This is a genomic window from Sporosarcina sp. SAFN-015 (genome assembly GCF_051966875.1).
Lineage (GTDB): Bacteria > Bacillota > Bacilli > Bacillales_A > Planococcaceae > Sporosarcina.
In genome coordinates, this window is the sequence record NZ_JBQCKP010000005.1 from 35,008 (window position 1) to 48,448 (window position 13,441).

The 13,441-nt window shown below is 43.2% G+C and carries 16 protein-coding genes and 1 riboswitch; of the genes, 3 read left to right on the forward strand and 13 right to left on the reverse strand.

All coding sequences use genetic code 11. From position 1 onward, the window contains the following. On the forward strand, positions 1 to 304 hold a 304-nt coding region (locus ACTHPA_RS10325), incomplete at its 5' end, for a hypothetical protein (RefSeq protein WP_440500151.1). Positions 305 to 351: 47 nt separating this feature from the next. Here ACTHPA_RS10325 and ACTHPA_RS10330 read toward each other — a convergent pair. After that, on the reverse strand, positions 352 to 588 hold the full coding sequence (locus ACTHPA_RS10330) for a NifU family protein (RefSeq protein WP_060210554.1): 237 nt from the start codon (positions 586 to 588) through the stop codon (positions 352 to 354). An 84-nt stretch (positions 589 to 672) separates the two neighbouring features. Between ACTHPA_RS10330 and ACTHPA_RS10335 the strand changes: the two genes are divergently transcribed. Next, positions 673 to 999, forward strand: coding sequence for a YuzD family protein (locus tag ACTHPA_RS10335; protein WP_440500152.1), 327 nt, complete (start codon positions 673 to 675; stop codon positions 997 to 999). Between the two features lie 75 nt (positions 1,000 to 1,074). Here ACTHPA_RS10335 and ACTHPA_RS10340 read toward each other — a convergent pair whose 3' ends face one another. After that, the gene (locus ACTHPA_RS10340; RefSeq protein ID WP_440500153.1) at positions 1,075 to 2,139 is read right to left on the reverse strand and encodes an NAD(P)/FAD-dependent oxidoreductase; all 1,065 of its coding nucleotides are present in this window, start codon (positions 2,137 to 2,139) and stop codon (positions 1,075 to 1,077) included. A 139-nt stretch (positions 2,140 to 2,278) separates the two neighbouring features. Here ACTHPA_RS10340 and ACTHPA_RS10345 point away from each other — a divergent pair, with 139 nt between their 5' ends. Continuing rightward, complete coding sequence (locus ACTHPA_RS10345) at positions 2,279 to 2,515, forward strand: YuzB family protein (RefSeq protein ID WP_440500154.1); 237 nt, start codon at positions 2,279 to 2,281, stop codon at positions 2,513 to 2,515. 90 nt (positions 2,516 to 2,605) lie between these two features. Here ACTHPA_RS10345 and ACTHPA_RS10350 read toward each other — a convergent pair whose 3' ends face one another. The 11 genes from ACTHPA_RS10350 to ACTHPA_RS10400 form a co-directional block, all read right to left on the reverse strand. Beyond that, on the reverse strand, positions 2,606 to 3,364 hold the full coding sequence (locus tag ACTHPA_RS10350) for a TIGR01457 family HAD-type hydrolase (RefSeq protein WP_440500155.1): 759 nt from the start codon (positions 3,362 to 3,364) through the stop codon (positions 2,606 to 2,608). A 2-nt stretch (positions 3,365 to 3,366) separates the two neighbouring features. Beyond that, a complete protein-coding gene (locus ACTHPA_RS10355) occupies positions 3,367 to 3,816 on the reverse strand; it encodes a DUF86 domain-containing protein (protein ID WP_440500156.1) in 450 nt (149 codons plus the stop codon). 106 nt (positions 3,817 to 3,922) lie between these two features. Then, on the reverse strand, positions 3,923 to 4,225 hold the full coding sequence (locus tag ACTHPA_RS10360; RefSeq protein ID WP_440500157.1) for a YutD family protein: 303 nt from the start codon (positions 4,223 to 4,225) through the stop codon (positions 3,923 to 3,925). A gap of 16 nt (positions 4,226 to 4,241) precedes the next feature. Beyond that, complete coding sequence (gene lipA, locus ACTHPA_RS10365; RefSeq protein WP_440500384.1) at positions 4,242 to 5,168, reverse strand: lipoyl synthase; 927 nt, start codon at positions 5,166 to 5,168, stop codon at positions 4,242 to 4,244. A gap of 189 nt (positions 5,169 to 5,357) precedes the next feature. Then, on the reverse strand, positions 5,358 to 5,465 hold the full coding sequence (locus ACTHPA_RS10370; protein ID WP_440500158.1) for a methionine/alanine import family NSS transporter small subunit: 108 nt from the start codon (positions 5,463 to 5,465) through the stop codon (positions 5,358 to 5,360). A gap of 12 nt (positions 5,466 to 5,477) precedes the next feature. Next, entirely contained in the window at positions 5,478 to 7,007 is a 1,530-nt protein-coding gene (locus ACTHPA_RS10375) for a sodium-dependent transporter (RefSeq protein WP_440500159.1), read from the reverse strand. Between the two features lie 270 nt (positions 7,008 to 7,277). Beyond that, positions 7,278 to 8,855 carry a Na+/H+ antiporter NhaC family protein gene (locus tag ACTHPA_RS10380; RefSeq protein WP_440500160.1) on the reverse strand — a complete coding sequence of 526 codons (1,578 nt, stop codon included), beginning with the start codon at positions 8,853 to 8,855 and terminating at the stop codon, positions 7,278 to 7,280. Positions 8,856 to 9,031: 176 nt separating this feature from the next. Further along, a riboswitch (Lysine riboswitch) is annotated at positions 9,032 to 9,207 on the reverse strand. 53 nt (positions 9,208 to 9,260) lie between these two features. Further along, positions 9,261 to 10,076 carry a sporulation protein YunB gene (gene yunB / locus ACTHPA_RS10385; protein ID WP_440500161.1) on the reverse strand — a complete coding sequence of 272 codons (816 nt, stop codon included), beginning with the start codon at positions 10,074 to 10,076 and terminating at the stop codon, positions 9,261 to 9,263. Positions 10,077 to 10,117: 41 nt separating this feature from the next. Then, on the reverse strand, positions 10,118 to 11,533 hold the full coding sequence (locus ACTHPA_RS10390; RefSeq protein ID WP_440500162.1) for a bifunctional metallophosphatase/5'-nucleotidase: 1,416 nt from the start codon (positions 11,531 to 11,533) through the stop codon (positions 10,118 to 10,120). A gap of 3 nt (positions 11,534 to 11,536) precedes the next feature. Further along, positions 11,537 to 12,361: a sulfite exporter TauE/SafE family protein gene (locus ACTHPA_RS10395; RefSeq protein ID WP_440500163.1), complete on the reverse strand. Its 825-nt coding sequence runs from the start codon at positions 12,359 to 12,361 to the stop codon at positions 11,537 to 11,539. 2 nt (positions 12,362 to 12,363) lie between these two features. Continuing rightward, complete coding sequence (locus ACTHPA_RS10400; RefSeq protein WP_440500164.1) at positions 12,364 to 13,224, reverse strand: DUF72 domain-containing protein; 861 nt, start codon at positions 13,222 to 13,224, stop codon at positions 12,364 to 12,366. Between the last annotated feature and the right edge of the window lie 217 nt (positions 13,225 to 13,441).

The window sequence follows — 13,441 nt, forward strand, 5'->3', positions numbered from 1 at the left end:
CCTCGTTTTGGACGCGCAACCGTTTGCTTTGGACGCCAAGCACCTCGTTTTGGACGCGGAACCGCTTGCTTTGGACGGCAAGCACCTCGCTTTGGACGCGGATTGCTTTGCTTTGGACGCCAAGCACCTCGTTTTGGACGCGGAACCGCTTGCTTTGGACGCCAAGCACCTCGTTTTGGACGCGCAACCGCTTGCTTTGGACGCCAAGCACCTCGTTTTGGACGCGCAACCGTTTGCTTTGGACGCCAAGCACCTCGTTTTGGACGCGGAACCGCTTGCTTTGGACGCGCCATTTTTAAAATGAACAAAAAAGACTGCCCGTGAATTCTTTCCGGGCAGTCCCTTTTTCAATTAGAATACTTGTTCAACTTCCACGACTCCAGGCACTTCTTCAAGCAAAGCTCTTTCGATACCCGCTTTCAAAGTGATCGTTGAACTTGGGCATGTACCGCATGCACCTAAGAGACGAAGCTTGACAACTCCCTCTTCGATATCGACTAACTCACAGTCTCCTCCGTCACGCAGGAGGAAAGGGCGTAATTTATTTAAAACTTCTTGTACAGGTTCCATCATAGCTGTATCTGTCATTGTATTATTTCTCTCCTTTCATTATACTTATTATAAACTGGATTACGGAAAAAATCCAATAGAGAATTGAAAGGGGTCATATTCATGGAGAAACACAAAGTGAAAATCGAAATTTATGGAGCCGATATTATATGCGCAAGCTGTGTGAATGCTCCTTCTTCAAAAGATACATATGAGTGGCTGCAAGCAGCAATTGGGAGGAAATATCCGGGCCAACCTTTTGATATTGAATATATCGATATCGAATCGGACATCGAAGATCCGAAAAAGAAAGACATTGCAGAGCAAGTGAGGAATGACGAATATTTCTATCCGCTTGTCATCATCGAGAATGAAGTCATTGGCGAAGGCTATATTCAGCTGAAACCGGTATTCAACGAATTGGAAAAGCACGGATACATTCCAGCGTAATATTATGATTGATAATAAATGTAGTTAACTGAGAACGAAAAACCTTTTCCATTAATTGGAAAAGGTTTTTTACTATTATCCATTATGCCACTTATACATCCAAAGCACACCTGATTTCAGTAGTCTTGCTATCCGTCCTGTCACAGTGCGGTCTGCTAGATAAGCGAAGCCTTGCTTCTTTCCTAAAGAGCCCATGAAACCTTTGAGCTTGATTTCGGGCATCTCATTTGGCAGAGGTTCGTTATTCCATACGAGACGGAGCACACGGACAATCTGTTCTGCCTGTTCCTCCGCGAGCTGGGCGCTCGGCGCATGAGGAAGGTCTGCGATGTCACCAACTACGTAAGCATCTTCATATCCTGGAATTTGGTGGTATTGGTTCAGCACAATGCGTCCCCTGTTTGTTTCCACATCCATTTCACGAGCGATGGCTACCGGCTGGATGCCTGCAGTCCATACAACGGCATCGACATGGATTTCGTCTTCGTGATTATACAAAACATTCTCTTCGACTCTCGTAATGTTCGAGTTGGAGACGACTTCTACATCATGTTTGTCGAACCAATCTTTAACATAATTACTTAGTCTTTCAGGGAAATCTTTTAGGATACGCGGTCCCCGATCGAATAATTTAATTTTCAAGTCTGGCCGGCTTTCACGCAATTCACTCGCTAGTTCAATTCCACTCAGTCCTGCGCCAACAATTCCGACCGTCGCACCGCCTCCAAGGCCTTGAAGCAGCTTGTACGTTGCACGCGACTGTCCAATCGTCTGTATGCTGCTCGTATATTCAGCAGCACCCGGTACGTCGTGGTAATTATCTTCGCAGCCAAGTCCGATCACTAGCTCGTCATACGTAATTTCGTCGCCATTTTTAAGAGCAATCGCCTTGTCTTTCAATTTAATTTCTGCAATTTCCCCTTCAACGACCTTTAGCTTTTCATGTGCAGGTAACGCGACCCGGATGTCCGAATCCGGCGCTGTTCCAGCTGCAAGTGCATAGAATTCTGTTTTAAGACTATGGAATGGTGTCCTGTCAATTAATGTGATTTCCAGATCGGCGGGCAATTCTTTGTTGAGTAGACGAAGCAAAATACGCATATTCCCGTAGCCTGCACCTAATAACACTAGTTTTCTCATAGCTTTCTCCTTTGCCAATCAATTTTCCGATATATTCCCATCGCAATTATACCAGTTTGTGAGAAGTTTCACAATAAGACATCCTATTTGACGGCAGGTGAAAATAAGAGTAGCATGCCAAGTAGGTGAGGTGATCGTCGTGAATCCGATCGTAGAATTCTGTATGAGCAATCTTGCAAACGGTTCACAGAAAACATTGGAAGCGTTGGAAAAGGATCCGAATATAGATGTATTAGAATATGGTTGTCTCAGTTATTGCACAAAATGTGCTGAAGGATTATATGCACTCGTCAACGGTGAAGTCGTCGAAGCTGAGACACCTGATGAATTGACGGAACAGATCTATCAGTACATAGAAGAGAACCCGTTATTCTAAATCCAAAAGCGAATGGCGCATAGAGCTAGACGAAAGAACCGTAAACTTTTATTACGGTTCTTTTTGTCGTACAGCTCCATGCGCTTTTGATTATTTCCAATCCGCGAGGCTTTTGTACAGATATGTCGGAAGCTCCGTCTGCTTCTTTACCGTCTCCAAGCTTGTCACACCGCCTTCTACATGAATCGTATCGATTCCAAAGCGGATCCCTGCTTGAATGTCTGTTTCATAATTGTCTCCAATCATGATCATCTCGTCTTTTCTATACCCTTTTTGCTGAATGAAATGCAGCATATGCGGCTCCGGTTTTCCGACATAGATGGCATTGCGGTCCGTTGTCGATTCCAAAAGTTTCACAAATGATCCATTTCCCGGGACGAGACCTCTTTCTGTCGGGAATGCCCGATCTCCGTTTGTCGCTAAAAAATGCGCCCCTGCGCGAATCGCCAAACTGGCGGCAGCGAGCTTTTCATATGTAATGCTACGATCGATTCCGATGACGACGACGTCAGGATTTTGTTCAGTCAGCTGGAACCCTTCAGAAAGAAGAGCTTGTTCAAGCCCTTCTTCACCGATCATCATAATAGAAGCACCTTCGAATTGTTCTTTGCAATATTTCGCGGATGCAATTGCAGATGTCATAATTTGATCCGGCTCTGTCCTAATCCCCATTTGAAGTAACTTAATCTGAAACTGTCTTGCCGTGAGAGAAGAATTATTCGTTACATAATAAGGTTCGATGCCATTCCGCTGAAGTTCTTGAATCAAAGCGGAAGCTTCCGGAATCACTTCATTGCCTCGATAGACAGTCCCATCCAGGTCAAAACAAACCGCTTTATAGTGATCCATCATTACTGCTCCAGCGGACTGAAGGCGGATACAGGACCTAGTTCGTTCTCCAAATAATGTCTCACCTTTATTGGAAATGCTTTAATCTCTTCTTTTGCTTCGTTCAAAACCGATTCGATCTCGTCATTGTCAACATCGACAAATTCCCGAACAATCATTTTCCGGAGTCCGATCACTTTTTTCAACGGCTCCGCCATTTCAGCTGTAATTACTTTTTCATCTTCCATAATGTCGATAATATCGTCGTAGCTTCCCGGATCACGCATAATAAAGCCGTCAATCATTGAATTGCCGACATCAATGATTGATTCGACAATCGTATGTGCAATCCTTTCAAGCGCTAAAGCTTGAACTTTACTTTCATTCCATTTTTGATGCCCTTCAAATAAAGCGAGAAGGCTTTCCATATACGCGAGTGTTTCATTGATTTTTTGACGATCGATAAAGTACAAAATTGTTCCCTCCCGGTAGTCTAAACTCCTCTTCATCATATCATATTGAACACACGAATGAACCGCCTTGTACACAGTTACCCGTGTACGAGGCGGTTCATCCATTTTATTCTTGTTCGACAGGCTGCACTTTTACTCTTCCTACTTTTTGAAGGACAAAGTAGGCACAACCGAAATTGCAGTATTCATATAGATAATCCTGCAATGTACTAATTTTCGATTCGTATGTCGCCTTGGAATTACGATCCTCGTAAAAACCTTTCAGCCGAAGCTGACCGTAACCCCAATCGCCTAAAATATAGTCATATTTAGAAAGCACATCGCTGAATCTCGCAACTAATGCTTCTTCATTAAAACCATTCCGGTAATCCGTAATGATTTCATACTCATAATTATTTATTATTACCAAACTTATCACCGCCATTTTAGCTATGTACTGTTGACTCTAAGAGTTCGTCCCCAATACGCTGTTTTTCTTTTGCCGCGGCATTAACCTGTTCGTCAGCATGGTAGCTTGAACGTACCAACGGACCTGCTTCACAATGTGAAAAGCCTTTTGACATTGCAATTTTACGAAGCTCTGCAAATTCCTGAGGCGTATAATATTTTTGGACTTTCAAGTGTTTTTTAGTTGGTTGCAAATATTGGCCGATTGTCATAATGTCCACTTTATGGGCACGCAAATCGTCCATCGTTTCAATGATTTCATCCACTGTCTCACCAAGTCCAAGCATCAACGAGGACTTCGTAGGGATTTCCGGATGCAATTCCTTTGCACGAAGAAGAAGTTCCAATGAACGCTCATATGTCGCGCGTGCACGGACCCGAGGTGTCAATCTGCGCACCGTTTCAATATTATGATTTAAAATATCCGGCTTTGCGTCCATCAAACGTTCGAGATTATCATAATCCCCTCCCATGTCAGACGGCAACACTTCAACGGTTGTAAATGGGTTTTTGCGTCGGATGGCACGGATTGTTTCAGCAAATACTGCCGATCCTCCGTCTTTTAAGTCATCTCTCGCCACTGCTGTAACTACAACATGTTTCAAGTTCATGAGAGAAACGGAATCTGCAACGCGCTCAGGCTCAGCTAAGTCAAGCTCATTCGGTAATCCGGTTTTCACGGCGCAGAAACGGCAAGCGCGAGTACAAACTGCGCCAAGAATCATGAATGTAGCCGTGCGACGTTCGCCCCAGCATTCGTGGATATTTGGACAACGAGCTTCTTCACAGACGGTATGTAAGTTTTTTTCGCGCATCAATTTTTTCAAGTCTGTATAGTTTTCGTTCGTGTTCAATTTAATTTTAAGCCAATCGGGCTTACGAACATGTTCTGTCTTTTTCCCTATCTCTGATCTGCATGACACGATAACCGACTCCAATCTATTTGCTTGTTTTGCTTTTATCACCTTCTGTCAATGTAACATATATTCTGACATCCAACAACTATTGATAGCCAATAAAAAAAGTAGTAAAAAAGAATAGAAAGCGCCGTGGAATAGGCGCTTTCCTTATAAGTTGTTTCACTTCAAATAGATTCAGGCTCTACTTTTCGATTTAGAAATTGCCCAAAATATACTACCGGCCAATCCTCCCCAAATAACGAGGATTCCGACAATCATCATAAAAATAGCTCCACCGCTCATAGCGAATCCTCCTTATCGATTATCATAATCTGTTGATTCCATTGTTTTTTTGTTCCATTTGAGTATCGTAAAGATAATCGCCATAGCTATAGCGAATAATGCAACCATCCAACCGCTTGACATAATGAACGCATCTGGATATCCTTCGTAGTTTCCATTGTCAGTTTCATGCAATTTCATAATATTGGTGCGTAGTAAGCCTACCATCATATAGCCAAGGACAATTGGAGTGATAGCACCTAAACAAATTTTCCACCACATACCGACTCGTATATCCGAGATTTCATTCGCATGTGATTCGAAAACGCGAAGCTTTCTGAAGACCCAAGCGATTAAAACGACTTCGACCAAACCGATTGCAGCGACTCCGAATTGGTTAATAAAGTAGTCTGCCGTATCGAGGAAATACAAACCTCCCCGCGTAGCGAAAAGTAATGAAATTATCGCCGCAAGTCCAACACCAAATAATACGGATTTCGTTCTAGAAATATTGAATTTTTCCGACAGACCAGCGATATATGTCTCACAGATCGAGATAAGTGATGTTAGACCCGCAAGGACAAGCGACAGGAAGAACAATGCTCCGAATAGACCGTTCATCCCAGGCATTTCATTAATAATTTTCGGGAATACGACAAAAGCGAGTCCTACACCTGCCGAAGCAACTTCTGCAACCGATGTGTCCGCTTGTGCTGCCATGAAGCCTAGAGCTGCGAAAACTCCGATTCCTGCAAGTAATTCAAAACCTGAATTAGCAAAGCCTGTAATAAAAGCGTTGTTTGTTAAATCGGATTTTCTAGGCAAGTAACTTGAGTATGTGATCATAATGGCAAAAGCTATCGAAAGACTGAAGAAAATATGTCCATAAGCCGCTACCCATACAGTTGGATTCGCCAGTTTACTTAAATCCGGCTTGAAGAACGCTTCGAGCCCGAGAACTGCTCCGTCGAGAGTAATTGCCCGAATGACGACAAGAAGAAACACAACGACGAGTGTAGGAATGAAAATCCGATTCGCCATTTCAATTCCCCGTTTGACTCCTGCTAATAAAATAGTGATAGCGATTGCCCAAACTAAGATGAGCGGGATTAGCACTCCTGGAACGAGTCCACCGACTTCCCCTGGATTATCCGCCAAGTTCAGAACATTGCCGAATAGGAATCCTCCTGTATCATCCCCCCAAGCCATATTGAAGGAATAGATCGTGTACTTCATCGCCCAAGCTATAATAACTGCATAGTACGTTGAAATGACAAACGAAACGAATATCCCCCACCATCCGATCCACTCTGCCTTTTTCCCTTTCATCCTGAAGAATGATAAAGGCGCTGAACCACGATACTTATGACCTATCGTGAATTCCATAATCAAAATCGGAATACCGGCGGTCAATAGTGCAAATAAGTACGGTATAAAAAATGCCCCTCCGCCGTTTTCGTACGCGACGTATGGAAAACGCCAGATATTTCCCAAACCGACAGCCGATCCAACAGCCGCTAGAATAAAGCCGGCGCGTGTCCCCCATTGCGAACGCTGTTCCATTACAATTCCCCTTTCCTATTGTTCTATAATATTATTTTTTCAGATTATTATATAATCTTAAAGTTAGTATATCTATCTTAACTACTATTGTCAAAATGTTTTTTATAGGTAGAATATGTATTTTGATATATGACTTTTTTCTTCGACACAAGATTCTGAAAACGCTCTTGTAGTGAAAATTTATGATTGAAAGGCAAGGTTTATACTTCGATTCAATAAAAAACCGCCACATCCACTATTTATTTAGTGGTTGTGGCGGTTCGCAATGTATTAGACAGAAGTTGCTTTCACTTCAGCTTTATTCCGTCTCGAAATCCATATGGTGAACAAACTAGCGATTAAAATGATAACCGCGACAAGACCAATCCAAACCGATCCTGTAACGCCTAGAATTAAGTAGCCGATCACGGCAATGCCGGCTGAAATTAAAGCGTACGGAAGCTGTGTCGACACGTGATCCATATGGTTGGACCCAGCACCGGTTGATGAAAGAATGGTCGTATCTGAAATCGGTGAACAATGATCCCCGAACACAGCCCCAGCCAATACGGCGGACAATGCAGGTAGAAGCAATTCCGGTTCTGCATTGATCATAATCGTACCGGCAATCGGAAGAAGGATACCGAAAGACCCCCAAGAAGTTCCTGTTGAAAACGCCATTAGGCCAGCAAGAACAAACATAATGACCGGCAAAAAGTGAACGGGCACATTAGACTGTTCCACGACACTTGATAAGAATGGACCTGTTTCCAATACGTCGATCAAGTCTGTTAATCCCCATGCGAAAATCAGGATGAGAATCGCAGGCATCATTGCTTTAACTCCACTAATGAACGCTTTTCCAATAAGGCTATAGGTAGCGGTCTCGTTTTTACCCATTTGGGAAATGTACAGGATTGATGCCAAAACTGTGCCCGCAAGGCCTCCTACTACTAATGACAAGGGAACATCTGTATTTTCAAAAATCGTCCAAATACTCGATGATCCACCGATACGATAACCTGTCCAAACCATCATGCTTAATGTAACGACGACAAGTGTAATAATCGGTGCAATCAAATCAATGACACGTCCATAAGAATGAACTGGAAAATCTTCTTTTAATTGTCCCGGAATCTCTTTTTCTGGATCAAAAAGCTCCCCTTTCTCTTGAGCACGCATCTCATGTTTTCTCATGTCAAAATAATCGATATTTGTCCAAGCAAAGAAAAATACCATTGCCAATGTGGCAATAACGTAAAAATTCATCGGTGCCATCATGAGAAACGCAGATAGTGGAGAATAGCTAATTGCGGCAGATGTACCAAAAATAAGTGCCAATTGGCCGATGAGAAATGCACCCCAGCTCGAAATCGGCGAAATTACACAAATTGGAGCGGATGTAGAATCGATAAAATAGGCCAATTTCGCCCGTGAAATGCGATGTCGGTCTGTAATCGGCCTTGCAATTTGTCCTACTGCCAAAGAATTGAAATAATCATCCACAAAAATTAGAATACCAATGAAAACTGTGAGCAGCTTAGCCCCTCTTCTTGTCTTTATTCGCTTGATTGCCCATTCAGCAAAAGCCCTGCTGCCGCCGGACAAACTGACAAACGCCGTTATAACTCCTAGAAGCAAGATGAAAACCATTATAAAAATATTATACGTATTCAATTCCCCTTCAGACCAGAAGGACACGGTCATCGCAGTCCAAAGATTTTGCAATGTATCGAACGGGGAAAAACTAGCAACTAATAATGCTGCTGTTACAATTCCCGCTCCAAGGGATAAGAGTACCCTTTTTGTCGTCAATACCATAACAATTGCCACGATTGGCGGCAAAATTGAAACCCAAGTGCCTATCATTTAAACATTCCTCCAATAATTGATTTATTGAAGAACAGACCAAATGTGGATGGCGGCTAGTATGCCACCACGAGCTAAACGTAAAAAACCGACACCCTTTACACTAGAATGTGTAATAGGTGTCGGCGTATTCTACGGTTCGTTTGTAAGATAATCTAAGATGTTTTATCTAACGTACGATCTGTAGCTCATCATGCATTAAGCACATGACAGTGCCATTCCTGTTCGAAATGACCCCAGCATGGATGGTCGGCCTTCCATTCCAAGCTTCGGCAAAACTTCCTTTCATGGGCGGTCTTTGATGCCAATCTCGCGTCCACTACTAATAAGCCTTGCAGCCTCTACCTAATCGGTGTTCCTCTATAGGCTACTAGCATAACAGGTACTCATTGTTATTTCAAGCGCTTATTCCCCACCGCCTACGATTGGAAATGGAACTTCTATTTGAGGAGGATTGTCGCCGCTCCGATTGTAAATTTGAGGAATCGGGCTTTGAATCAATCCGATTGCTACAGGTATTTTCTGCTCCACAACACTTCTACGCGTTGCCAAAGGGACGATGATTTGGACATTCACCGTCACTAAAATATTCACTTCCACCATTGCGTTGTTAATGCCAAACTCTGTAATACCCGTCTCGACAGTCGTCTGCGCTTCCCCGATAACATGAAATCGAATTGGGATTTTCGGACCAAAATTTCCGATCATCGGGATACCTGTTGCTTGCCCCATCGGAACGAAGAAGACGACACCACCGTCAGCCTCCATCGCATCAGGATCATATTCGATGTTTTCACTAAGAGGCAGCATTTCTAGATTTCCGCTCTCGGCCATTTTGAGATAAGCCTCCACAAGGCTATGTATCTCTGCCCTCGATTTGTTAATGATTTCAGCATTCAATGTATTGGTCACCATTCCAGGTGAATCATTCGGTACATTTTCGATGATTTCATTCACATCGTAAATGTCCGTAGATCGTGATTTAATCGCCTGTGTAATAACATGCGCCGCAATCCTCTCCGTTTCAACTTCCGCATATTGCAGATAAATCGGAGTGAGTTTTGAGTTTACAAAATATAGAAATAGAGCGATTGTTACGAGGAATGCTGGAAAGATGAGTGGCAACAAACGGCGCTTTCGACGAGGTTTGCCATTAGGACTGGAACGACGATATCTGTTCCTTTTTCTATAATTTCGGGACGGTTGCCCATAAAATCTCAAAACGACCCCTCCTGCCTAATATTATGCAGGAAAGGGGCCGTTCATTCTTGTGTAAAGTTGGCTTGATTTGTCTCGGATCTGTTTCGGCTATCCTTTTTCATTCCATACCAAATGAAGACATCCCGGATCAATTCAGGCATATGATATTCTTTAACCGCATCTTTCAATCCAGGGAAGAAGAAGCCGAATGTAAACATATCGAGTGTTGCAAGTGTGTAGGTTTGGCCGACGACCACTTTTCGATTGCCGGCATACAGTTCTCCATCACTTTTCCTGAATAACCTTTCAAAAATCATTTTGCCCATGAACGTACCGCGGAATCCGAGCCCTTTAATTTCCGTCTCTGGCCATGATTCATTGCCTGCTAGTTTGTAAACTTCCAGCAGCTCTGCACCGTCCAACGTTATTGTACAAGGATTGATCGGATGCGGCAGCAAAGAGTGTACCATCCTTTTTGTCACCCATCCCTGTTCAAGGCTCCCTAGGAAAATACCTGCATTGAACATGGCACATTCCGCACCCGTATAATCGATTAATGCTCTTCCGAAAAATGATGACATCGGACTATCTACAAAAAGCTGTTGTTTTAGCGGGCTTGCATTGAAGAACACTTTTTCATCCAACGCTTCATTCCCAGCTTGGATAAATTCATTCGCTTCCTGTATATCTTCTTCGTGACTTTCCAACTCATTCATATGGATAACTTCCGCTTTTTTCCCGATAACCTTCCTTGTATCCATATCTAATTGGATGGCAATATGTCCTACGTATTCGCCAAATTTACCTGTAGCGGCTAGCAATGTATGATTCACCAATTCTCCTTCTGGGAATAAATGATGGGTATGCGCACCTAAAATAACGTCGATGGAATCGCATTGTTCCGCGAGAAATCTATCTTCATGTACACCTAAATGCGAAAGGCAAACAATGATATCTGTTTTATGCCTGATTTGGTCGGCGATTTTTTTCAGTAATCTTTTTGGCTCTTCGATATGCCATCCTAATTTCTCATAAAACGCCGTATACATCGCTGTTGCGCCAACGACTCCAATGGTTATGCCTTGCTCCGTGCTATATATTTTATAAGGCACCAGCCATTTCGGGAATGATCCATCTGTCTCTGATAAATTGCATAGGACGACATCAAAATCCGCTCCCTCATAAAGGCTGTTTAACGCTTTTTTGGACATCGTAATTCCTTCATTGTTGCCGATTGTTACCGCGTCATATCCAGCACTGTTCAGCAATGCGACATTCCCTTTACCGAACGTCCCTTCCGTAAATGGGTGAGATCGGTCGACATGGTCTCCTATGTCGAAAATGTAGCATGCCTCTCCTCCCATTTCATGCTGTTGCCTTTTGGAAAGAAGATATCTGTTAATCTTTGGCCAGCTGTCAAAGTGACTATGAATATCATTCGTATGATAAAAATGGATTGTTTCTACTTGGCGTTTCATGACTCAACCCCAAATCCCCTCAATGATTGATCTTACCCCGAATAATAACAGCATGAGCCGCAACACGAGAACCAATGTATCCGAATTCATCTTCTTATTAAGCTTCGTCCCGATCATACCGCCGATATAAGCACCTGGAATAACCGGAAGCGCATAAAGCCAAGGCACATGCCCTAAAGAAATATGGGTGGCAGAGTTCACGATTGCTGACAGGAAGACGATGAACATCGATGTACCAACTGCGACATGCGGCGGGAACAAAAACAATAGGATAAGCGCAGGTACAATCATCGTGCCTCCTCCGATGCCGAATAGCCCCGAAGTGAATCCGATAAGGAATGTCAGAATAAGGGCGAACCAGATCGGGTACCCATACACATGAGTATCTCCATTTGTATCGATAAATGTCCTCTGTTTGCCGTGCTCGACAAACCACTTGATTGGTTTCAAATATTTACGCGCCAGTAAAAGGATAGATAGAACAATAAGCAAAATGCCGAAGTATAGATTAAATGAAGGCAGATCGATCCCTTTATTTACAAACGCTCCAATCATTAAGCCGGGTATGGAACCTGCGAAAAATATCCAACCTGTCCGGAAGTCGACTGTCTTCCCTTTCATATGCGAAATAGTGGATGAAAGACCATTGAAAATCATCATGATGACTGAAATTCCAACTACGCTTTGCGGTGTTATACCCGGAATCCAACCGAGGTCGATTCCAACTAATAACGTCAGCGGCACGAGTATCGTACCGCCTCCTAGGCCAACAATCGATCCCATAATGCCGGATATTGCACCAATAATCGCCAACAATAAATATGCCATGCTCATTCCTCCTCAAAAAAGTCAAGCTGCTTAGGTGCAAGTGCCTGGAAGTCAATACCCATCATTTTTTGAAAACGTTTGGCGTTCTCAGCTGCATGGCCACCAGAATTATTATTGAAGATGATAAATACATCTTTCGATTCTTTCTTTAATTTATTGACAACTTGAAGAATTTCCGCCAATTCACTGTCAGAATAATTATAAAGATAGCGAACTTTTCTCCACGCTTCATTATCTCCTGTTGTATTTCGCCAGCCATTCACATTCCTGCCGTGCAGACGGACGAATACTTTATCGCTGCGAGTTGTTTCGGCAACGAGCGGAACACTGCCATCTCCAGATTGCGGTTCATCACAAACGGTGTGTATGAAATCCAAATCCTTCAGGAATGTAAGTGTACCTTCCCGCATGGATGAATCGTACCATGATTGGTGGCGAAACTCGATTGCTACATCGTATCCTTCCAGTTGACTGCGTATGTATCTAATTTGGTCTACATTTTCACGTTTGCAATCAAACCAAGGAGGAAATTGTACGAGAATCATAGCAAGCTTGCCAGCAGCCCTCATCGGATCAATAGAAAGCTTGAACTGCTGAAACATTTCTTCGGGAGTATCATACGGCAGCTTTCCACGCTGATGTCCCGTCATTCCTTGATATGCTTTTACGATAAATTGAAAGTCATCAGGTGTTTCGTTAATCCATTTTCGAATATTGCGCTCAGGCTGAATGGCATAAAAAGATGCGTCTAGCTCAACGATTGGAAAATGGGAGCTGTAATCAATCAACCTTTCATTTTTCTTCGAAGTCGGCGAGTAAACATCCGGATGGTCGCCCCAACCCGTCAATCCAATTTGAATCATAGTATCCCTCTTTTCCGTTCGTAGATGAATATTTCCCATCATATCATATGTCTACGGGGGGATTCCGCCATTTTGCACCTTGAGCGTGTGGACGGGGATGGACAAGGCGGGTGTTGTTGAGCGGGATTTACACATGTTTGAGCGCGAATCGTAAATCTTGAGCGCAAAATGTTATATCTTGAGCGCGGAGCATATTTCTTGAGCGCAAAATGCTATT